The following is a 21526-nucleotide window of genomic DNA, read 5'->3' as shown; positions in this document are numbered from 1 at the left end:
CCTATTCGGCGCCACAGCTCGACCCGGCCTGTAACGGCCGCAACTCCGTCTCCGAATAAATCGGGTTGTCCTCCAAGCGATTTCAGGAGACGTACCCCGATGATGTACCCCGCGCCGCCTCAGCCCGGTGAGCCGATCCAGGCGCCCGCCGAGCCGCCGTTCGCGCACACCCCGCCGGTCGATTCCCCGCGCAGGCGGTGGGTGCTGTGGCTCGTGCTCGCCGTCGTTGTCGTCGTGGGAACCATGGCCGGGGTCGCCGGGTACGTGCTCACCCGCACCGAACCGCTGGCAATGGCGCTGGGGGACTGCGTGTCCGGTGCTGAGATACCGGTGGAGTACGGCTGTGACGACGAGCGCGCGACCTACCGGATCGTCGCGAGGGAGTCGGCGCAGTGGCCGTTCGGGATCATCTGTATGAAGTACGCCGATGCCACCCGTGCGGTCCTCGACCCGAAGCCGCACGAGTCGAATCCCGCTGCCGCCCTGTGCTTGTCGCCCACCCGCGCCAACACCACCGATCCGGGCGCGTTGCTCGCCGGGGATTGCATCGACGCGAAGAAGGGCGGCGAGACGATCGTGCGGATGACCTGCGGCACGCCTGCCACCACCCTCGACGTGGTCGGCATCGAAATCCACGCGAGAATTCCGGTCACCGATCAGGCCTGCAAATCCCACGCCGCGACCCGTACCGCCGTTGCCCAGGTTTCGCTCGGCGGCCGCGTGATCGTGGTGTGCGCACGGCCCATCGCGTCCTCGACCTCGATGAGCGGCAGCGAAGTCGGTGACTGCGCCGCCGAAACGACGATGACGGTGGCCCCGTGCGACCAACCGGGCGTGCGCCACCGGATCCTGTCGGTGCGAACCCAGCACGTCGAGCCGGTATCGCCGGAGTGCCCCGATGACGGCAATGTCAACGCGGTGTTCGTCGACACCGGCGCGACGACCGATCTGCGCGTGGTGGTCTGCATGGGCCCGGCGAACACCGATCACCTGGGATACGGGCAACCCGGTGATTGCCTGATCGGGTTCGGCGCCGCGGGCAGTGCGCCGCCCGCGCTCGTCGACTGCGCCGATCCGGCCGCCAACGCGACGGTGACCGAAGTCCATCGGGGTCCGGGCGCGGAATGTCCACGGCCGGTGGGCGCCTCGGGATCCTTCACCATGAAGCCGGGCGCCACCACAGGTTTGGCGGTCTGCTACGTCCCACTCTGAGAAGTGGCTGTGAGACGTGCATAAGTCTCGCTGGATCTGGATGATTGAACAGATGTCAGTGCAGAAGGTCGGCGTGGCCGCCGCAGTCGCGTTCAGTGCCCTTTTAGCGGGGTGTAGTTCGCTCGCGTCGATCCCCGATGACATGCCGCCGGGGCCGGGAGTCGCGCTGCCCGTGATCGATGTCGACGCACCGGGCCGCGCATCCGAGCAGCTGCGCGCCTGGGCCGACGAGCAGTCCGGCGCGATCGGCATCGAACCGGTCGCGCTCGAGGCCTACGGGTACGCCGCCGCCGTGCTGGCGAAGTCGCGGCCCGAATGCGGGATCGCCTGGACCACTATCGCCGGCATCGCCAGCGTGGAGAGCGGGCACGGCACCCACCGCGGTGCGGGCGTCGACGCCGACGGGACGGTGCGCCCGTCGATCATCGGCGTCGCCCTCGACGGCACCAAGGGCAATGCCGACATCCGCGACACCGACGGCGGCAGTCTCGACGGCGACACCACCTACGACCGGGCCGTCGGCCCACTGCAGTTCATCCCAGAGACCTGGAAGCGCTGGGGCGTCGACGCAAACGGTGACGGCGTGGTCGACCCGCAGAACATCGATGACGCCGCGCTCACCGCCGCCCGCTACCTCTGCACCCGCGGCGGGGATCTGACCTCGGCCGACGGCTGGCAGCGCGCCCTGTTCGCCTACAACCAGTCGAACAAATACATGCATGTGGTGCGCGATCGCGCCGCGATATACAGCATCGGCCGCCGCGTGTAGTTAGCCACGGCCCGGAGTGCCGGTTACTCCACACTCCGCCGAGACGATAGGCTCGGCACCGCACGGCCCTTCCCGTGATACCTACCGTGCCTTCCGTCGTAAGGAGCAGTTTTCGTGGCCATTATCGAACAGGTCGGAGCTCGCGAGATTCTGGATTCGCGCGGCAATCCCACCGTCGAGGTCGAGATCGCCCTCGACGACGGCACCCTGACCAGGGCAGACGTACCTTCGGGTGCGTCCACCGGCGAGCACGAGGCCGTCGAGCTGCGTGACGGCGGCGACCGCTACGGCGGCAAGGGTGTGACCAAGGCTGTCGAGGGCGTCCTCGACGAGATCGCGCCCGCCATCATCGGCCTCGACGCCGTGGAGCAGCGCACCGTCGACCAGGTCCTGCTCGACCTGGACGGCACCCCCGACAAGTCCCGCCTCGGCGCGAACGCCCTGCTGGGTGTGTCGCTGGCCGTGGCCCGCGGTGCCGCCGAGTCCTCGGGTCTCGAGCTGTTCCGCTACCTCGGCGGCCCGAACGCCCACGTGCTGCCGGTGCCCATGATGAACATCCTCAACGGTGGCGCGCACGCCGACACCGGCGTGGACGTGCAGGAATTCATGGTGGCCCCGATCGGCGCCCCCACCTTCCGCGAGGCACTGCGCTGGGGCACCGAGGTGTACCACTCGCTCAAGGCCGTGCTGAAGGAGAAGGGCCTGTCCACCGGTCTCGGTGACGAGGGTGGCTTCGCCCCCGACGTCGCGGGCACCGTGGAAGCGCTCGACCTGATCAGCGTCGCCATCGAGCGCGCGGGCTACAAGCTCGGCACCGATGTGGCGCTGGCGCTCGACGTGGCCGCCACCGAGTTCTACACCGAGGGCGAGGGCTACAAGTTCGAGGGCAAGGTCCGCACCGCCGCCGAGATGGGCGAGTTCTACGCGGACCTGCTCACCCGGTACCCGCTGGTCTCCATCGAGGACCCGCTGTCGGAAGACGACTGGGACGGCTGGGTCGCGCTGACCGACGCCATCGGCGACAAGGTGCAGCTGGTCGGCGACGACCTGTTCGTCACCAACCCCGAGCGCCTCGAAGAGGGCATCGCCAAGGGCGCGGCCAACGCGCTGCTGGTGAAGGTCAACCAGATCGGCACGCTGACCGAGACCCTCGACGCTGTCGAGCTGGCGCACCGCAACGGCTACAAGACCATGATGTCGCACCGTTCGGGCGAGACCGAGGACACCACCATCGCCGACCTCGCGGTCGCCGTCGGCTCGGGCCAGATCAAGACCGGCGCTCCCGCGCGTTCCGAGCGGGTCGCCAAGTACAACCAGCTGCTGCGCATCGAGGACGCCCTCGGTGATTCGGCACGCTACGCGGGTGACGTGGCCTTCCCGCGTTTCACCGGCGAATTCTGAAAGCAGTACAGGGGCGGTAGCGAATGACCGAGCGACGTGCGCGTGGAACCAGTCCTGGTGGACGCGGTGACAAGCGCACGTCGCGGGCCACGCGCTCCCGCCCCCGTCTCGATACGCCGAGCCGCCCCACCACGGCCAAACGCCCCACGCGGCGGCACCCGGAGTCGGCAGGCTCGCGCAAGCCGAGCGGCAAGCTCGAGCGCGGCGAACACACCATCCTCGGTCTCTCGACCGGTAAAGCGGTGATTCTGGCGGCGGTGCTGTGTGGCCTCGCGCTCACGTTGGCCGTGCCGACGCGCACCTACTTCAGTCAGCGCGCCGAGGCCGTTGCCCTGGCCAAGCAGCGGGTGGAACTCGAAGCCGATCTGGCAGGGCTGCGCGATCGTCGTGCGCAACAACAGGATCCGGCCTACATCCGTTCCGAAGCGCGCGACCGCCTCCGCCTGGTGATGCCCGGCGAAACCCCCTACATCGTGCAGATTCCCGGCATCGAAGCACCAGCGCCGCCGCCGATGAGCACCCGAACAGCGGCGCCCGACCCCTGGTACACCGACCTGTGGCGCAGCATCTCCGAACCACCCCCGGAAGGACCACGGTGACGACACCGAACGAGCGCGACCTCGAGATCATCGCGAAGCAGTTGGGCCGCGAGCCTCGCGGTGTGCTCGCCGTCGCCTACCGCACCCCCGACGGCCTGCCCGCCGTGGTGAAGACCGCGCCGCGCCTGCCCGACGGCACCCCGTTCCCCACGCTGTACTACCTGACCGACCCGCGGCTCACCGCCGAGGCGAGCAGGCAGGAATCGGCCGGGGTGATGCGCGAGATGACCGAACGCCTCGCCACCGACCCCGAACTGGCCGCCGCCTACCGTCGCGCGCACGAGAGCTACCTGGCCGAACGCAACGAAATCGAGTCTCTCGGAACCGATTTCACCGGTGGTGGGATGCCCGACCGGGTGAAGTGCCTGCACGTGCTCATCGCGCACTCGCTCGCCAAGGGGCCCGGTGTGAACCCCTTCGGCGACGAGGCCGTCGCGCTGGCCGCCGCTGCCGGATTTCGTGGGACCGCGATCCCTGCCGACTGGCCCGCCGCACCTGACGAACAGGCATAATCGCGGGCAGTGCCCGTGCGCGGGTCGAGACCTCTGGAGGACACCATGAGTGAGCGCATCGCCGCAGTCGACTGCGGCACCAACTCGATCCGCCTGCTGATCGCCGAGGTGGGGGCCGACGGCGGGCTCACCGACGTGCACCGGGAGATGCGCATCGTTCGCCTCGGTCAGGGTGTGGACGCCACCGGCCGCCTCGCCCCCGAAGCCATCGAACGCACGCGCCTGGCGCTGGCCGACTATGTCGATGTGATGGTGGCACAGGGTGTTTCACGTGTCCGCATGGTCGCCACCTCCGCCACCCGTGATGCCGCCAACCGCGACGACTTCTTCTCGATGACCCGCACCGAACTCGGCCGAGCGGTGCCGGGCGCGGTCGCCGAGGTGATCACCGGTGATGAGGAGGCCCGCCTCTCCTTCGCCGGTGCCGTCGGCGAATTGTCCGCCGACGCAGGACCTTTCGTCGTGGTCGATCTCGGCGGTGGTTCCACCGAGCTGGTGGTAGGCGACGAGAACGGCGTCCAGGCAGCCTATTCCGCCGACATCGGCTGCGTCCGCATCACCGAGCGCTGCCTCGCGGGCAACCCGCCGACCGCCGACCAGGTCGCTGCCGCAAGAGAATTCGCCCAGGAGAAGCTCGACGAAGCCTTCGTCAAGGTCCCCGTCGACAAGGTGCACACCTGGGTCGGCGTGGCAGGCACGATGACCACGATCACCGCCGTCGCCCTCGACCTCCCCGAATACGACTCCGCGCGAGTACATCTCACCCGCCTGAGCCTGGCCGAGGTGCACGAGGTCTGCGACCGCCTCATCGGCATGAACCACGACGAACGCGCCGCCCTCGGCCCGATGCACCCCGGCCGCGTCGACGTGATCGGCGGCGGCGCCGTGATCACCGAAGTACTGGCCGACGAATTGGCCGGTCGCGCGGGAGTTTCCGAACTCATCGTCAGCGAACACGACATCCTCGACGGCATCGCCATGTCGATCGTTGACGCTGCGGCCTGAGCCCGCCTGGCAGGCTTGCGGGAACGTGGTGTGATCAACCTGTCGGCCGGATCAGTGCCTTGTGTTGACCGTGACGGCGTGGGATGACCGGACCGGCGCGCGGTAACGCCGACGGCGCCGCACCGGTACGGCGGCGGGTGCGGGGCCGAGTTCGGCGATCAGCTCACGACGGCGCTCGGCGCTGATCCAGCGGCGATCACGGTAGGTGAGCGCGCCTTCCAGCGCCCACAGCATCTCCAGGTTCAAGCCGTCCACTGCGGCCTCCCGCAGCCTCCGGTAGGTCTCGACGGCGCCGACTTCGGCGAGATCATCGAGGGAATGCACGTCGGCACGGGCGAGCATCTCGGCGGCGGCGGCACCGAGGGCAGGAACGTTTCCGGACCAGCCACGAATGCGCAGATGCGCGTCACCCCGCACGCTTTCCGCCTCGTCCCACACCGCGGCCCGCAACGAGCTCGGTGTCGAAGGTGCGTCATCGCGCGAGAGAACTTGTGCCCGAGCCTGTTCGGCGACGCTGACCATCGGCCGAAACCGCCGGAAGATCTGGATCTCCCCGTCGTGCCCCTGATCCCACGCGTCGAGATAGACGTGATCGGTGCCGTATCGCGCCGAATCGAGACGGGCGGCGTCGAGCGCCCACTGACGGCAGTCGTCCGGCGTCCGCGCTGTGAGCACGAGCAACCCGCGCCGCCGCGAGATATGGCCCGCGCCGCTGCGATGCCGACGTCCCTCGCACCACTGGTCATATGCCCGCGGCTCGAGCGTTCGCTCCAGTCCGAACGTCTGCCACCGCACCGTGCCCATCGAATTCCGCAGCGGCAACTGCGCTTTCAATTGAGCCGCGCCACGCTCGTCGAGCCGAGTGCACCACTCCGGCACCAGCACGATGGGATCGGCCGGATCCGCGTCGAACGGCGTCGGCATCAGGAACTCCCGGTCGATCACCAGCACAGTTCCCGGCCGGGCCTGATACGACAGTCCCCACAGCAGCCGACTCAACAACCGAGCCCCGTGATCATCACTCAACACATGCCAGGTCTCATGAAACCGATTGGTACTGAACCGGGCATGTGTCCCCGGCCGCAGCGCGATCACCGTCCGCACACCAGCAACCGACCGCACCGCATGCCGGTGCAGCTTCAAACCATCATCTACGGATCGGGCGTTGCCCGGGCGCTGTCTCTTCATCCCCGTAAGCAGGCCACACCCCATCGAACCCAGGCAACAGATTTATGCCGTGACCTCAGCTGCCGGTGCGCTCACGGTGCTTGCATCCCGGCCAGCAGCAGGGTCGCCGCTGACCCTCTTCGAGCTCCTCTTGGGTGCGCCGAATCCGCCGTGCACGGGTCGTGTCCTGCTTGGCGTCCTCGACCCAGCAGATGAACTCGTTGCGGGCCAGTGGCGTGATGTCGCGCCAGGCCGCGAGTGCCACGGAATTGGCGAGCAGTGCCTCATGCAGGTCATCGGGCATCGCGTGCACCACTCCACCTGGCACTTGTCGGCTACTCATGAGCGTTCCGGCATCGCGCACGCCATCCCATCGGCCATCCCGGTCGGCTGTACCCCCAGGCCCTGGTTGAGGCGGGCGCGCTGGTTCTCCCACGCGATACTCGCGGCCAGCTCGGTCAGCTGTGCCTTCGAGAGGTGGGTGAGCAGGGTTTCGCGTAGCTCGTCGATGTCGACCGCCGGGGTGACCGTCATCGCCTCGGCGAACGCGATCACCAGCTTCTCCAGCTCGGTATAGGCGTCGCTGGTCCGGTACCGGGGCAGATCGGTGAGCTGCTGCTCGGTCAGCCCGGCGGTGTGCGCCAGCGCCGACCCGATATCGAGACAGAACTGACAAGCCACCAACCCTGCCGTCTTGAGCTCGGCCAGCTCTTTGAGCCGAGGATCGAGCTTGTTGCTGAACAACAACGCCGTCTCATAGGTCACGGTCGCCGCCGCGATCTGCGGCCGTCGCCCGAGCCATCCCACCAGATCCCCACGATTACGCCGGGCCTGCCCGATCACCTGGGCGTATCCCCTGATTCGCTTGACCACCCGCATCGATAACACCCCTTCGTGCCGACGATTCGTCCACCCACGAACCTACGCCGGGAGCCCATCGAACCCCAGGGTGATCTGCCTCCCTTTCGTGCCTCGGCCGCTAGGCCCGCGGCCAGGTGGGCGGCGTGTCGCGCATCGGCCGATCCGGGTTTCGGCGCGGGACGTTCGCGCGTTGACCCGGCTGCGGCGATATCAGGTGCGGGGGCATCGTCGCCAGGATGTTGCGGGGGAGCGGCATTGTCTCGTCGAAGAGGGAGACCGCGCGGAAGGGTTGGGCGTCGATGACGACCTGGTCGGGTTCGCGGCGGGATTGGTCGACGATCAGGATCGCCAGCATCGCCATCGCCGCGAAGGCGATGCGCTGGTGGTTGGCGGGGTGGTCGGCGAGGCTGATGGCGAGGAAACCGCTCATCCCCGCGGCTGCGGCGGGAGCGGTGAGAGAGCCTGCGGCACTCGCGGTTACCGCGATCCAGATGCCGATGACGGTGAGCGCGACGACCGCGAGCAGACCACCGGCACCGGATTCGACGGCGTAGTTCAACCACATGTTGTGGGTGTGATGGAACTCCTCCGGGCTGTCGATCACCTCGTTGAGCCAGGGTCCGGCACGGCCGGGCCCGACACCGAGGGGATTGCTCGCGGCTATCTCGACCGCCGCCGTCCATACGTCGGCTCGAACCCCGACCTTGCCGCGGATGATGACCACGACGAACGCGACGGCGGCCGCGATCGTCGCCCCGATCGGCAGGAGCCAGGGCACCCATCGCTCGGCCGTCGCGTGCTTACCCGGCCGCAATCGTCGCAGGAACGCGAAAACCACCAATCCGGCCAGCGCGGCGACCACACCGCCGCGCGACCCGGTGAGCACGACGGCCAGATATCCGAGCACTACCAATCCGCCACTCACCAACTGTGCGCGCATATTGGCGAGCGACGCCGACGCGGCCGCCGCGACCGGCAACAACAGCACCAGATACGCCGCGAGCAGGTTGGGATTGGAGAAGGTGCCGACGGCGCGAATCATGGTGTCGGCACCGCAGACATCGTGGGAGCCGTCGAGCGAACCCCGGCAGAACCCTGTCGGGGTTTCCTGCACGACCTGCTGCAACGCGACGATGCTCGCGATCGTGGTGCAGGCCAGCGCGAGCAACGCGATCGCGGGCCATGAGTCGGGCACCACCCGGCGGACCCCGACCGCGAGATAGTAGACAGCGACAATCGTGAGCAGGCCACGCCACGTCGACCATGGTTGTCCCGCGAGATAGTTGGCCACCGCCGACGAGAACAGCAGCAGTGCGAGCGGGATATCGGCGGGAGTGCGCCACCGCGATTCGCCGGTGCACAGCACAGCGAGCAGCCCGATAACGATGATCGTGCGGGTCGGTGTCACGATCCAGATCGACTCGTCGGGCACGATGTCGGCGACGCATTCCAGCGCGATCGCGCCGAGGCACAGCAGGGCGGTCGCGCGCGCGAAAACGACCCTCACCGGTGCACGCGGTGGTGTCTGCGATGCCGGGCCGGGATAACTCATCCGCAATATGTCCCGCATGAGGATTTCCGGATCGCCACCAGCAGGCGATCTTCTGATGACAAGTCGGAGTGCTTCGCACCGGCAAGCACCTGCATTCGTTAGACAGTTGGGCACTTTTGTCTTATCTTGGAGGCATGAGTTCAACGACGTCTCATGCGGTCGGCTTCGAGCTTCGCTCCGGAGAAACCTGGCGTGACCCCTGGTCCATGTATTCCGCCCTGCGCGAGCACGACCCTGTGCACCGGGTGATCCCCGCCGAACAGACGGACAACGACTTCTACGTGCTGTCACGGCACGCGGATGTGTGGACGGCGGCACGCGACCCCGCGACCTTCTCCTCCGCGTCGGGGCTGACCGTGGACTACGTCGATCTGGTGGCCGCCGGGTTCGGCGCCGTCAAGCCGTTCGTCTTCATGGACCCGCCCGAGCACACCGATTTCCGGCGCAGGGTGTCACCGGGATTCACACCGCGCCAGGTGAATTCGGTCGAGCCCGCGGTGCGCAGGTTCGTCGTCGAACGCATCGAGCGGCTGCGCGCCGCGGGCGGGGGCGACATCGTCAAGGAGCTGTTCAAGCCGCTGCCCACCATGGTGGTCGCCCATTATCTCGGTGTGCCGGAGCAAGATCACGGCAAGTTCGACGAGTGGACCGAGAACATCGTCGGTGGCGCGGTCGCGGGGGCCGGGCTGGCCGCCGGTGACCAGCACGCCTTCACCGCGGTCGGCGAACTGGTCGGCTACTTCAGCGAACTGATCGCCCGCCGCCGCGTCGAACCGGGCGACGACACCATCTCGCACCTGCTGGCCTCCGGCCTCGGCGCCGACGGCGACAACGAGGGCCTGGTCGCGATTCTCGGCTTCGCGTTCACCATGATCACCGGCGGCAACGACACCACCACCGGCAACCTCGGCGGCGCGGTCCAGCTCCTCACCGCAAACCCGGACCAGCGGCGGCTGCTCATCGACGACCCCACGCTCATCCCGGACGCTATCGAGGAATTCCTCCGGATGACTTCGCCGGTGCAGGGCCTGGCCCGCACCACCACCCGTGACGTCGAACTGCACGACACCACCATCCCCGAGGGCCGCCGCGTCCTGCTGCTCTACGGATCGGCCAACCGCGACGAACGCGAATTCGGCCCCACCGCGGCCGAACTCGACATCCGCCGCAACCCCAAGCGCATCCTCACCTTCAGCCACGGGCACCACCACTGCCTCGGCGCGGCCGCCGCCCGCATGCAGGCGCGGGTCGCGCTCGAGGAACTCCTCACCCGCTGTCCCGACTTCACCGTCGACCTCGATGCGGTGCAGTGGGCGCACGGCAACTATGTGCGCTGGCCCATCTCGGTACCGTTCCGCGCGGCGAGCTCGGCATGAGCGGTGACTGGCTGGCCACCGATCGGGCGGATCTGGCGGCCGAACGCATCCTCGACGCGGCCGCCGAACTGTTCGCCGAACACGGGGTCGCCGCGGTCGGCATGGGCGACATCGCCAAGGCGGCCGGATGTTCCAGGGCCACGCTGTATCGCTACTTCGACAATCGCCAGTCGGTGCGAATCGCGTTCGTACACCGCGAAACTCGTCGCATCGTGGCGAACCTCGACGAGCAGGTCCGCCACCTCGCCGACCCCGGCGAGCGTGTCATCGCCGCGATGCTCGGCGCGGTCGAGGCGGTCCGCGCCGACCCCCTGCTCATCGCCTGGTTCCGGCCGGGCGATTCCGGCGCGGCGGGCCGAATCAGCCAGGACTCCGATGTCATCGAGTCCCTCGCGGCGGCCATGTTCACCGACACCGACCTGAGCGACCCCGAACGCAGCCGTCTCGCCCGCTGGCTCACCCGCGTCATCGTCTCGTTCCTGGCCACCCCCGGTCGAGACGAAGCCGACGAGCGCGCCATGCTCCAGGATTTCGTCGCACCGATCATCACCCGCACCTTCGCCTGACCGGCTGATCCAGCGGTGACGTCGAAGCGTCATGGCATGGATCACACCCGCGCGATGTCACGCCGCGCGGTCCACGCACCTCTTTGCTGGTGACCATCGTGGACAGGAGACAGTGATGACATCCCCGACATCGAACCAGCCGAACAGTGGGCGCGACCGGCGCTGGTTTCTCGCGGCGACCGCAGCGGCGGGAGCCGGCGTCGCGGGCATCGCGGCAGGCGCGCGATTTCTCGACGCGAGCGTGGGTGACGCCGCGGCGAACAACGGCCCGCGGACCCGGATTCGCGACGTCCGGGTTTTCGACGGAAGCGACGTTCGCGAGCGCGCCGATGTCGTCATCCAGGGCGGGGTGATCGTCGGGTCCGCAGGCCCGATCGACCTCGACATCGACGGATCGGGCAAGACGCTGCTGCCCGGTCTGATCGACGCTCACACCCACGTCTTCGACGGCAGTCTCGCCGAGGCGCTGCGTTACGGCGTCACCACCGAGCTCGACATGTTCTGCCCGCCGCAGGTGCTGGCCGCGCAACGCCGACTCGCCGCCGAGCGTGACGACGTCGCCGACCTGCGCAGTCCCGGCACCCTCGCGACGGCGCCCGGTGGTCACCCGAACCAACTGCTCGCCGTACTGGCGGGCACCGGCCGCCCCGACCTGGTGGCGGCCGCTGAACCGTTCGACACGGTCATGGGTCCGGCCGCCGCGGCGGCCTTCGTCGAGGCACGGGTGGCCGAGGGCGCCGACTACTTCAAGATCGTCATCGACGACGGCGCCATGCACGGCACGACGCTGCCCGCGCTGACCCCGGAAACGGTCACCGCGCTGACCGACGCCGCGCACGCGGCGGGCCTGCGGGTCATCGCGCACGCCATCACGGCACGCGAGGTGGCCATCGCCCTGGACGCGGGCGTCGACGGATTCGGGCACGTCTGGGCCGATATCGACGACGACGCGACGATGCGTCGCCTGGCGGACCGCGTTCGCGCCGACGGCTCCTTCGTCATCAGCACGCTCGCCTATTTCGAAGCGACCGAACAGCAAGCGGGCTCGGCCGACCACACCGGGCACGGCACCTTCGGCAACGCGATGCGCGCGGCGCGAGCCCTGCACGAGGCAGGCGTGCCGCTGCTCGCGGGCACCGACGCCACCCCGTTCGTCCCCGCCCACGGCGTGGGACTACACCACGAGCTCGCCCTGCTCACCCAGGTCGGCCTGACGCCGAGGCAAGCGCTGGCCGCGGCAACCAGCCTGCCCGCCGAGTACTTCGACCTCGCCGACCGCGGCCGGATCGCGGAAGGCCTGCGTGCCGACCTGGTGCTGGTGGCGGGCGACCCGACCCGTGACATCACCGCCACGACCTCGGTGGTCGACGTCTGGCGGCGCGGCGTCCGGGCCACGCCCCGCCCATCGAATTAGAACGTGTTCTATATTCGAGGGAAAGTTCCGGCGACCCCTCGGGAGTTCACGACATGTATCAGTGGTCCGATGAAGACCTGATGTTTCGCGACGCGGTGCGTGGCTTCATCGCCAAGGAGGTCACCCCGCACATCGAGCAGCTGGAAAGCGGCACGCTGCCGCCGTTCGACATCATCCGCAAGTTGTACGCGGCGTTCGGTCTCGACGAGATGGCGCGGGAAGGGCTCGAAAAGGCCCTCGCCCGTGAAGAAGCCGGCACCGTCGGCTCGGGCAAGTCGAGCGGCGGCTTCAGCGGCGCGGGCAGCATGGGCGTGGTCCTCAACAGTGAACTCGCCGGTGTCAGCCTCGGCCTGGTGGCGTCGATGGGGGTGAGCCTCGGTCTCACCGCGGGCACCATCCGCAGCCGCGGCACGCTCGCCCAGAAGAAGCGCTGGCTGCCGGAGCTGGTCACGATGGCCAAGGTCGGGGCCTGGGCGATCACCGAGCCCGACTCGGGTTCGGACGCGTTCGGCGGCATGAAGTCCTACGTCCGCCGTGATGGCGAGGACTACATCCTCAACGGCCGCAAGACCTTCATCACCAACGGCCCGCACGCCGACGTCACCATCGTCTACGCCAAGCTGGACGAGGAGGACGGCGTCGACCGGCGCGATCGCAAGGTGCTGGCGTTCGTGCTCGACAAGGGCATGCCCGGTTTCACGCAGAGCCCCGCGTTCAAGAAGATGGGGATGAACTCCTCGCCCACCGGTGAACTGTTCTTCGAGAACGTCCGCATCACCCCGGACCGCCTGCTCGGCGAAACCGAGACCCCGGCGAAGGGCGACGGAAAGGCCAGCGCCAAGGAGTCTTTCGCGGCCGAACGCATCGGCATCGCCTCGTTGGCGCTCGGCATCATCAACGAATGCCATCGCCTGTGCATCGACTACGCCAAGTCCCGCAAGCTGTGGGGCAAGGAGATCGCGCAGTTCCAGCTCATCCAGCTCAAGCTGGCCGAGATGGAGATCGCCCGAATCAACGTGCAGAACATGGTGTTCAACGCCATCGAGCGCACCGCCGCGGGCGACCAGGTGACCCTCGCCGAGGCATCGGCGATGAAGCTCTACTCCTCGCGCGCCGCCACCGAGGTCGCGATGGAAGCCGTGCAGCTGTTCGGCGGCAACGGGTACATGGCCGAGTACAAGGTCGAGCAACTGGCCCGCGACGCCAAGTCGCTGATGATCTACGCGGGCAGCAACGAAGTCCAGGTCACCCACATCGCCAAGGGCCTGACCGCCGGGTAGCACATCGGTTCGCGCAGGCAGTCCGCTCGTACCAGTTGAGCCGGTATCCGCGACTGAGGCTGGTTCCAGCCGCCGGGAGAGACCCGGCGGCTGGAACACGGCGCGAGCGCCAGGGCGACGGCCCCGCGTTCACACCCAGCAGATGAAGGCGGCAAGTGGACCGACCAACGGCACCCAGCCGACCGCTCCGTTACAGAACCCCCATGCGCCCGGAGTGCCGCCGAGGGCGACCTCCTGAATGGGCACCGGCACGGGCGCCGACGCGGGCTCCGCGCCCGCCGAGCTCCCGACGAGGACGAGCGCCGGGGCCATGGCCATGGTGGCAATCGCCGTCCGGAATGCGATCCTGTTCATGGTGTTCCTCCTTGATTCGGCGACGTGAGAGCCGTCGCGTCGGTGAGATGACACGCGGTCGGCGTAGCCTCCGGGTGGAGCAGCCGGTGTTGTGCGGTCACCAAGAATCATGGCGAAATCCCTGGTCGGAAGGCATCCGTGGAACCACTCACGTGACTACGTGCCAGCACGGAACATGACCTTCGAGCGAAGGAGACACAGCATGGAATTCCTGCCCTGGCGCGGAGCTGAGCGCGCCAACTGGACTGCCGGGCATGTCCTGGTCAGCGCCGTCCTGGCCGTCGCTGCGAGCGTCGCCCTTGCGCCATCGACGTCGGCCACCCAGCCCTCGGGCGTGACTGTCGAACCGCTGGCACAGGTCGATGTGAGCGAATTCAGCCCCTTCGCCTCGCTGCCGAGCACGTTCACCTTCCGGCGCATCACCATCGCGTCGGGGGGAACGCTCGGGTGGCACTATCACGACGGCAATGTTCTGGCTGTCGTGACCGCGGGCGCGGTGACGCGATACGAGGCGGACTGCGTGCCGATCACGTACTCGGCAGGCTCGGGTCTATCCGAGACTGTCGGCCCCGACCACGTGCATGTCGGCCGCAATCTCGGCACCGGGCCTGCCGAGCTGTATGTCGCCTACCTCAATCGCGCGGGTGAACCACTCTTCGTCGACGCGCCCGCTCCGGACTGCCCGTAGCCGTTCTCAGGCGCCCAGGCATGCTCCGGCGCCGCCCGCGGCGAACGTTTCGGCGTTGCAATAGGCAGTCCTCGGGTAGTACGGGCCCATCGTGGTGGCCGGGTCGTCGCCGGAGTCCTGGGACGCCTGGATCGAGGACGGATAGAACGCCGTGCTCGGGGTCATGTTCCGCAGGAACAGCACCTTGTCCACGTCGGTGCTGCCCCAGGGAATCACCGTCACGCTCGGATCGAGGTTCGCAGGCAGGTCCGCGGGCGCGGCGACCACATAGGTGTAGTAGCCGGACTCGTCGATCGCGGTTTGGAAGTCAGCCGCGCAGGCGACAACGGGGTAGGGCGAGCGCAGGTCGTTCTGGCACATCGACCAATACCGCACCTGCTGGCTCGGATCGGTCGGCGATTGCCCCGCCCTGGTATCCGGGAAGGTCGGGGCCTTGCCGCGCACCACCAGCAGGCGCCCCGGCTGATAGCTGATGCGCGTCCCGATGTATTTGTTGTCGCCGTTCGGGAAGAGCCCGGAGGTGCTCGCCGGGTTTCCGAACGTCGCCTCCGGTGCGGTGCCGGGGAACGCACCCGAGGCCGCCGCCGCGATCGCCCGATCGAAGGCGTCCTTGGCGACGTCGGCGACCGGGCCGGTGTAGGTGGACGGGTCGAATGGCTGCGCGCACGGCTGGCTCGGCACGTCGGCGCCCGCGATCGAGAGCTTCACCTCCGGCAGCGGCACACCGCCGGTGAGCGAGGCCGGGTCGGTCGGAACATAGACACGGACGATGATGAACCCGATCGGGGTGCTCTGCCCACTCGCGACAGCCCGCAGCTCGTTGCTGCTGTGGTCGGCCGGGCCGTTGACCAGCTTGGCGTGCCAACGCTGTTGCGACGCGGACAGTGCTGCGGCGCCCGCGTCGACGTACGGGTTGGCACTGCCCGGGTCGGCGACGATCTGGTTGTCGCGCAACGTGTCCACCGTGTCGAGGTCGGTCCCGTAGGTGTTCAGCGAGAAATACCGGGCCGCCGGATAGCTACCGGACAGCTCGATCGAGTCACCCGGCCCCAGCGCGTAGGGCATCATCCAATACGTCGAGTTCGCGTCGGGGAAAGCCACATTCAGCACGGTGCTGTTGGACATGAACCGCCACGCGCACAGCGCCGAATCCGGCGGGTCCGCGGAGGCCGGTGCGGCAAACCCCACCGCCGCCGAAATCATGGCCAGCACACAACCCATCCGGACGATCAAGGCCACAACCGAATGCATGACGATCCCTTCGCTGCGTTAGAGCTGTCGAAGAATCCGTGCGCCCACGTCATCGCGGCCGCGTCCCGCAGCAACATAGTGCCACTACAGAGAATCGAACCCCGACTCGACGTGGGGCCGTGCCGTGCGAGCTGAGCTACCGCCGGGGGTGTCAAGGCCACCAAGGGCGAATTCATCCAGACCAGGGGAGATCTGAGTTGAAGAAGATGGTTACAGGACTGCCGATGGGTGACCGGGTCAGGCCGACGGCCTGACCCCTCCCGGCCGGTTGCGAGCGTCGGTTCAGACGCTCGAATCCATTGCCTGCTCTACGGTGTCGAAGATGGTCAGCAGCTTGTCCAGTCCGGTGATCTCGATCGGGCGGCGAACCGCGGCGGACGCCACCACCCGCAGACCGCTCTCGGGCAGTTTCTCCGCTGCGGTGAGCAACACGCTCAAGCCCGCGGAGCCGAAGAACTTGACCTGAGAGAGGTCAACGATCAGAACCCGCGCTCCGGTGTCGAGCGCCTCGTCGACCCCCGACTGGACCAACGGTGCCGTGGCCATATCGACTTCGCCTTCGACGGTCACGACCGACGCTGCCGGTAGGGTCTCTACTCGTACCTGCGCTGTGGTGGAAATACCTTCAGCCGTCATTTACGTCTACTTCCGCTTCGTGGACAGGCAGGCGGGCTCCACCTGCCCGATATGGACATCCGCCCGGGTAGGCGAAATGACCGTTCTGCCGGGTCAATTTAGCGCACTCGTTCGGACCACGAGGCCGGCCGCTGCTCCATGGCCGACGGTCAGTCGAGTGAAGCCCTTTGCCGCAGGGTTTTCAACGTTTTCGTCAACAGGCGTGAGACCTGCATCTGCGAGCAGCCGAGCTGCTCGCCGATCTCCGCCTGGGTCATCGAGTGGACGAACCGCATCACCAGCACACGCCGCTCGCGTTCCGGCAGCGACGCGATCAGCGGTGCGACCGTGAGATAGTCCTCGACGTGGCCGAAATCCGGATCATCGGTGCCAAGGGTCTCGGCTATCGGCGGTGTCCCGCCTTCGCTGGTTTCGACGCCGGCATCGATGGACGATGTCTGGTAGGCGTTACGAGCGACCATCGCCTGCGTCACCTCGGCGATATCGACATCGAGATGGGCAGCGATCTCGCTGGGGCGGGGTACCCGTCCCAGTTCGTGCGTCAGCCGCTCCACTGCTGGGCCCAGTGACGACTGGATCTCCTTGAGCCGACGTGGAACTCGCACCGCCCAGGTGTAGTCACGGAAATGCCTGCGCACCTCGCCCATGATCGTCGGCACCGCGAACGGCACGAACGGGGTGCCGTGTCCTGGGTCGAACCGGTCCACGGCCGCCACCATCCCGACGCGAGCGATCTGCAGCAGGTCGTCGAAATTCTCGCCACGACCGCTGAACTTGCGCGCGATGTGTTCGGCGAGCGGGAGACAGCGGCCGATCAGATCCTCTCTGAGCCGGTCCCGGGCCGGATCGCCCTCGGCCAGCGCGGCCAGCTCCGCGAACAGCGGCTCGATATCGTCGTAGCTGTTGCGGGAGCGCTGTTTCCAGTCGCGCGTCGGCCTGGAATTACTGCTCGTCACGCGGGCGTTCCCAGCTGAAATCGATGACGGTGGGGTAACCCTCGACAGTGGCGTCGAACGGTTCCTGGTTCACCGCCACCGACGCGGTGAGTGTCGCGACGATGTGCCACCCGAAACTGCCGTCTTCGGGCACAGTGTCGGTGGTGACGTTCGCGCCCACCCGCACATTCATCACGCCGTCGCTGTAGACGAACGCGCAGTCGAGGTCCGAATCAGGTACTGCCGCCGCGATCAGCACGCTGGCGACTTCGTCGAGCGCCAGGCGGATATCGGTGACTTCGTCCAGCCCGAAATCGGCCATCATGGCGATGGTTTCGGTGATGGCCCGCAGCATGGCGAGTTGTTCGAACTCGGCGTGCACCCGCACGCAGGTGGTCGTCGACTTCGTCGAGGACGGTGACTGTCGTGCGTCGTTGCCCATACACATCTCTTCCGCTGTAACCACCTGATCACGCTCACGGTAGCGTGCGCTGGATACATTCGTGACCAGTCCGCAGCCCTTCCGATGGTCGGATACGATCCTCGTGCTCCGGCACTGTCAACGATCGTGGCGTCAGCCGGTTCGGCTGATGACCGGAGACCGGTGCCGAAGCAGTGCGGATGAGAAGGGCGCCGGAATCTTGGATGGACTGCGTGAGCTGACCGACGGTCACCTGGATGCCGCTGCCGACAGCGCCGATCGACGTCCACTGTCGGTATTGCTGGTCGAAGACGATGCCGGTGACGCACTGCTGGTGGAGGAGCTGGTCGCCGACGGTCCACTCGGTGTGAACCTGCACTGGGTTCGATCACTGGCGGAGGCCGGTCATCACCTGGCCGCCGGCTTGCCCGACTGCGTGCTGCTGGACCTGCATCTGCCCGACGCGCAAGGCCTCGAGGCGCTCGCGCGAATCCGTGACTACGCGGATCAGGTCGCCGTCGTGGTGATGACCGGCTTGGATGAGGAACACACCGGCCTGGTCGCGGTCGCGGCAGGCGCTCAGGACTACCTCGTCAAAGGGCGCGTCGGTCCGGAATTGTTCGGTCGTGCGGTCCGATACGCGGTGCATCGCAAGCAAGCAGAGCGCACCGCCGCCGCGCTGCGGGCCAGCGATATGCGCGCCCAGGAGAATGCTCGTCTCGAGCGCGGACTGCTGCCGACACCGCTGATGCGTGGATCGAATCCGGTCGACGTGGTCACCCGCTATCGGCCGGGCCGCGCCCATTCGTTGCTCGGTGGCGATTTCTACGACGTCGTCCAAGACGCAGACGGCATGGTGCACACCCTGATCGGTGATGTCGCCGGGCACGGGCCGGACGAGGCGGCGATCGGTGTGGCGCTGCGGTTGGCCTGGCGCACCCTGGTTCTGAGCGGTATCACCGGCGCCCGGCAGTTGCAGCTGCTCGAACAAATGCTGCTGGCCGAGCGGATCGGCAAGCAGACGTTCGCGACGGTGACCGTCCTGGAATTGGAACCCGCGCAGCAGCGGGTGCGGGTGACGCGTGCGGGTCATCCGGGGATGTTGATCCGATCGACGGCCGGTGTGGATTGGGTGGAGGTGCCCGGTGGTCCCGCACTCGGATTTCTGCCGGGACGGGCCGAGTGGCCGGTGCACGAGATGAGCCTGCCCGCCGACGTGGGCATCGTGCTGTTCACGGATGGTCTGTTCGAAGGGTTCAGCGGGGCGTCCCGCGAGCGTTTGGGCGAGGACGGCTTGCTGGCAACTGCCAGAAGTGTGCGCGCGCAGCGGCCCGCCGAGTTCGTCGACGCGCTGATCGGCAGGGTGGAGGCCGAGGCGGAAGCCGCCGGTGGCCTGGACGACGACATCGCGGTCGTGTATTTGCAGTGGAGTCGAGAGGGAGCGCAGTAGCCGATGCGAACAATGACGCGTACGGGCGGATTCATCGGCCGCCTCACCGTGCAGGCGTGGTTTCGGCTGGTGCTTTCGCTGATGATTCTGGTGGTGCTGGTCGGCGCGGTCACCGGGGCACGGGTGATCACCCGGACGATCGATGCCACCGACCGCTTGCTGGACAGTACTGAACCCGCGGCGGCCCAGGTATACCGATTGCAGGGCACGCTGATCAATCAGGAAACCGGTCTGCGCGGGTACGCGATGACCGCCGACCCGCAGTTCCTCGAACCCTACGGTCAGGGCAAGGATGAGGAAGCGCAAGTTATCGCGCACCTGCGAGAGCTTCTCTCCGACCGTGAGCCGCTGCTCGCCGATCTGACGAAGATTCAGCAGATCGCCCAGCAGTGGCGCGCCGAGCACGCTGAGCCACTGATCGCCACCTTGCCGCCGAACTCCATGGGCGCGCTGGTCACCGACGAGGTCAGCAACCAGGGCAAGGTCATCTTCGACGATCTGCGGGCCCGCTTCGATGTCCTCGACGCCGGCCTCGCCGACGCGATCGAAGCGGATCGGGCCGAGCTGGCGCATACGCGCGTCGTGCGCAACGGCGTGCTCTCCGGCATGGTGCTGGCCTTCTTACTGACGGCGCTGGTTTTGGCGGTGCTGGTTCATCGGCTGGTCGCGCGACCGCTCAACGTCTTGCATCAAGCCTCCTACCGGGTCGCGGCCGGCGAGTTCGGGCATCACATCGATGTCAACGGCCCCGCCGACATAGCGGCCGTCGCCGAGGCGGTCGACGATATGCGCCGCCGGATCGTGACCGAGCTGGACGCCGCGAGAGCGCAGGAAACGTTGCTGGCACAGCAGGCGGCGGAGCTCGCCGCACAGACCGACGAATTGCGTCGATCCAACGCCGAGCTGGAGCAGTTCGCCTATGTGGCGTCGCATGACCTGCAGGAACCGCTGCGCAAGGTTGCCTCGTTCTGTCAGTTGCTGGAGAAGCGCTACGGCGACAAGCTCGACGATCGTGGAAAGCAATACATCGATTTCGCTGTCGACGGTGCCAAACGGATGCAGGTGCTGATCAACGACCTCCTCACGTTCTCCCGCGTCGGCCGCGACAGTGGCACCGCGGGTATCACCAGCGTGGACAAGAGCCTGGACCTGGCGTTGGCCAATCTCGCGGAATCGCTCGGGGAAAGCGACGCCCGCATCGAACGTCGCCAGCCGTTGCCCGAGCTCGTCGGTGATCCCACATTGCTGACCATGCTGTGGCAGAACTTGATCGCCAATGCCGTCAAATTTCACAAGTCCGGAACCGCGCCGCAGGTGACGATCGATTGTGAACCGGCAGAAGCCGAAGGCGGTTGGATCTTTTCGGTTGCCGACAACGGTATCGGTATCGCGCCGGAATTCGCCGAGAAAGTCTTTGTGATATTCCAGCGCCTGCACAATCGAGAGGAATACGGCGGAACCGGCATCGGATTGGCGATCAGCAAAAAGATCGTCGAACATCACGGCGGCCGAATCTGGATAGATCCGTCCTATGTCGACGGCACTCGATTCTGCTTCACCCTGACCGCACCCGATCCCGTCCACATCGTCGAAACCATCCCCGTCGGCAACGAATACCAAGGAGTCCCGTCGTGACCGTTCCCGGAAAGCCCATAGACATCCTTCTCGTCGAGGACGATCCCGGAGACGAGCTCATGACGCGAGAAGCGTTCGAGGACAACAAGATAGGAAATACGCTTCATGTCGCCCGCGATGGTCAGGAAGCGCTCGATTTCCTGTACCGCGTGGATGGATACGCCGACGCGCCGCGACCGGACCTGATCCTGCTCGACCTCAATCTTCCCCGGTACGACGGTCGCCAGGTGCTGGCAAAAATCAAAGCCGATCCGGAGCTCGCCCTTATTCCGGTGGTCGTCCTGACCACGTCGGCGGCAGAGGAAGACATCTTGCGCAGCTACAAACTGCACGCGAACGCGTATGTGACGAAGCCGGTGGATCTCGAGCAATTCGTCTCCGCCATCAAACAGATCGACGACTTCTTCGTACAGGTCGTGCGACTGCCTCGCCAGTAGGGGCG

Annotated in this window: 23 protein-coding genes; 14 read left to right on the top strand and 9 right to left on the bottom strand. The window is 67.2% G+C overall.

The genetic code is table 11. The annotated features are described in order from the left end of the window. Window positions 1-99 precede the first annotated feature (99 nt). The 6 genes from ACFWPK_RS24760 to ACFWPK_RS24735 all read left to right on the top strand — a co-directional run bounded on the left by ACFWPK_RS24760 (window position 100) and on the right by ACFWPK_RS24735 (window position 5498). Window positions 100-1212: a hypothetical protein gene (locus ACFWPK_RS24760; RefSeq protein WP_378919522.1), complete on the top strand. Its 1113-nt coding sequence runs from the start codon at window positions 100-102 to the stop codon at window positions 1210-1212. A gap of 52 nt (window positions 1213-1264) precedes the next feature. Further along, window positions 1265-1981, top strand: a complete 717-nt coding sequence (locus tag ACFWPK_RS24755) for a lytic transglycosylase domain-containing protein (RefSeq protein WP_378919520.1) — start codon at window positions 1265-1267, stop codon at window positions 1979-1981. A gap of 114 nt (window positions 1982-2095) precedes the next feature. Beyond that, complete coding sequence (gene eno / locus ACFWPK_RS24750; protein WP_056813794.1) at window positions 2096-3382, top strand: phosphopyruvate hydratase; 1287 nt, start codon at window positions 2096-2098, stop codon at window positions 3380-3382. Between the two features lie 23 nt (window positions 3383-3405). Beyond that, entirely contained in the window at window positions 3406-3981 is a 576-nt protein-coding gene (locus tag ACFWPK_RS24745; protein WP_378919518.1) for a septum formation initiator family protein, read from the top strand. After that, complete coding sequence (locus ACFWPK_RS24740) at window positions 3978-4493, top strand: DUF501 domain-containing protein (RefSeq protein WP_378919516.1); 516 nt, start codon at window positions 3978-3980, stop codon at window positions 4491-4493. The genes ACFWPK_RS24745 and ACFWPK_RS24740 overlap by 4 nt, the downstream gene beginning before the upstream one ends. Window positions 4494-4538: 45 nt before the next feature. Next, complete coding sequence (locus ACFWPK_RS24735) at window positions 4539-5498, top strand: exopolyphosphatase (RefSeq protein WP_378919514.1); 960 nt, start codon at window positions 4539-4541, stop codon at window positions 5496-5498. A 51-nt stretch (window positions 5499-5549) separates the two neighbouring features. On the opposite strand, the gene ACFWPK_RS24730 is transcribed toward ACFWPK_RS24735, so the two are convergent. From ACFWPK_RS24730 to ACFWPK_RS24715, 4 genes are all read right to left on the bottom strand, one after another. Next, window positions 5550-6497, bottom strand: coding sequence for a TfoX/Sxy family DNA transformation protein (locus ACFWPK_RS24730; protein WP_378919512.1), 948 nt, complete (start codon window positions 6495-6497; stop codon window positions 5550-5552). Window positions 6498-6741: 244 nt separating this feature from the next. Continuing rightward, the gene (locus ACFWPK_RS24725) at window positions 6742-7008 is read right to left on the bottom strand and encodes a YdeI/OmpD-associated family protein (protein WP_378919510.1); all 267 of its coding nucleotides are present in this window, start codon (window positions 7006-7008) and stop codon (window positions 6742-6744) included. Beyond that, window positions 7005-7544: a carboxymuconolactone decarboxylase family protein gene (locus ACFWPK_RS24720; protein ID WP_378919508.1), complete on the bottom strand. Its 540-nt coding sequence runs from the start codon at window positions 7542-7544 to the stop codon at window positions 7005-7007. Before ACFWPK_RS24720 ends, ACFWPK_RS24725 begins: the two co-directional genes overlap by 4 nt. Window positions 7545-7644: 100 nt before the next feature. After that, on the bottom strand, window positions 7645-9033 hold the full coding sequence (locus ACFWPK_RS24715) for an O-antigen ligase family protein (protein ID WP_378919506.1): 1389 nt from the start codon (window positions 9031-9033) through the stop codon (window positions 7645-7647). A 179-nt stretch (window positions 9034-9212) separates the two neighbouring features. Here ACFWPK_RS24715 and ACFWPK_RS24710 point away from each other — a divergent pair, with 179 nt between their 5' ends. From ACFWPK_RS24710 to ACFWPK_RS24695, 4 genes are all read left to right on the top strand, one after another. Continuing rightward, entirely contained in the window at window positions 9213-10454 is a 1242-nt protein-coding gene (locus tag ACFWPK_RS24710) for a cytochrome P450 (RefSeq protein WP_378919504.1), read from the top strand. Further along, window positions 10451-11020, top strand: coding sequence for a TetR/AcrR family transcriptional regulator (locus ACFWPK_RS24705; protein WP_378919502.1), 570 nt, complete (start codon window positions 10451-10453; stop codon window positions 11018-11020). The genes ACFWPK_RS24710 and ACFWPK_RS24705 overlap by 4 nt, the downstream gene beginning before the upstream one ends. 115 nt (window positions 11021-11135) lie before the next feature. Beyond that, complete coding sequence (locus tag ACFWPK_RS24700) at window positions 11136-12434, top strand: amidohydrolase family protein (protein WP_378919500.1); 1299 nt, start codon at window positions 11136-11138, stop codon at window positions 12432-12434. A gap of 53 nt (window positions 12435-12487) precedes the next feature. Beyond that, window positions 12488-13714, top strand: coding sequence for an acyl-CoA dehydrogenase family protein (locus ACFWPK_RS24695; protein ID WP_378919498.1), 1227 nt, complete (start codon window positions 12488-12490; stop codon window positions 13712-13714). A 129-nt stretch (window positions 13715-13843) separates the two neighbouring features. On the opposite strand, the gene ACFWPK_RS24690 is transcribed toward ACFWPK_RS24695, so the two are convergent. Beyond that, window positions 13844-14068: a hypothetical protein gene (locus ACFWPK_RS24690; RefSeq protein ID WP_378919496.1), complete on the bottom strand. Its 225-nt coding sequence runs from the start codon at window positions 14066-14068 to the stop codon at window positions 13844-13846. A gap of 202 nt (window positions 14069-14270) precedes the next feature. Between ACFWPK_RS24690 and ACFWPK_RS24685 the strand changes: the two genes are divergently transcribed. Beyond that, a complete protein-coding gene (locus ACFWPK_RS24685) occupies window positions 14271-14756 on the top strand; it encodes a hypothetical protein (protein ID WP_378919494.1) in 486 nt (161 codons plus the stop codon). Window positions 14757-14762: 6 nt separating this feature from the next. Here ACFWPK_RS24685 and ACFWPK_RS24680 read toward each other — a convergent pair whose 3' ends face one another. The 4 genes from ACFWPK_RS24680 to ACFWPK_RS24665 all read right to left on the bottom strand — a co-directional run bounded on the left by ACFWPK_RS24680 (window position 14763) and on the right by ACFWPK_RS24665 (window position 18044). Further along, window positions 14763-15959, bottom strand: a complete 1197-nt coding sequence (locus ACFWPK_RS24680) for a hypothetical protein (protein ID WP_378919590.1) — start codon at window positions 15957-15959, stop codon at window positions 14763-14765. 330 nt (window positions 15960-16289) lie between these two features. Next, window positions 16290-16643: an STAS domain-containing protein gene (locus ACFWPK_RS24675; protein WP_378919492.1), complete on the bottom strand. Its 354-nt coding sequence runs from the start codon at window positions 16641-16643 to the stop codon at window positions 16290-16292. A 149-nt stretch (window positions 16644-16792) separates the two neighbouring features. Continuing rightward, window positions 16793-17599: an RNA polymerase sigma factor SigF gene (locus ACFWPK_RS24670; protein ID WP_378919490.1), complete on the bottom strand. Its 807-nt coding sequence runs from the start codon at window positions 17597-17599 to the stop codon at window positions 16793-16795. Further along, window positions 17586-18044: an anti-sigma factor gene (locus ACFWPK_RS24665; RefSeq protein ID WP_378919488.1), complete on the bottom strand. Its 459-nt coding sequence runs from the start codon at window positions 18042-18044 to the stop codon at window positions 17586-17588. Before ACFWPK_RS24665 ends, ACFWPK_RS24670 begins: the two co-directional genes overlap by 14 nt. Before the next feature lie 175 nt (window positions 18045-18219). Between ACFWPK_RS24665 and ACFWPK_RS24660 the strand changes: the two genes are divergently transcribed. From ACFWPK_RS24660 to ACFWPK_RS24650, 3 genes are read left to right on the top strand one after another with little or no spacing between them, the layout of a single operon-like run. Then, on the top strand, window positions 18220-19449 hold the full coding sequence (locus ACFWPK_RS24660) for a PP2C family protein-serine/threonine phosphatase (RefSeq protein ID WP_378919486.1): 1230 nt from the start codon (window positions 18220-18222) through the stop codon (window positions 19447-19449). Between the two features lie 3 nt (window positions 19450-19452). Beyond that, the gene (locus tag ACFWPK_RS24655) at window positions 19453-21084 is read left to right on the top strand and encodes a CHASE3 domain-containing protein (RefSeq protein WP_378919484.1); all 1632 of its coding nucleotides are present in this window, start codon (window positions 19453-19455) and stop codon (window positions 21082-21084) included. Continuing rightward, entirely contained in the window at window positions 21081-21521 is a 441-nt protein-coding gene (locus ACFWPK_RS24650) for a response regulator (RefSeq protein WP_378919482.1), read from the top strand. Before ACFWPK_RS24655 ends, ACFWPK_RS24650 begins: the two co-directional genes overlap by 4 nt. The last annotated feature ends 5 nt before the right edge of the window (window positions 21522-21526 follow it).

The organism is Nocardia sp. NPDC058519 (assembly GCF_042719755.1).
Taxonomy (GTDB): Bacteria; Actinomycetota; Actinomycetes; order Mycobacteriales; family Mycobacteriaceae; genus Nocardia.
This window is presented reverse-complemented; position numbering and strand designations above follow the sequence as displayed.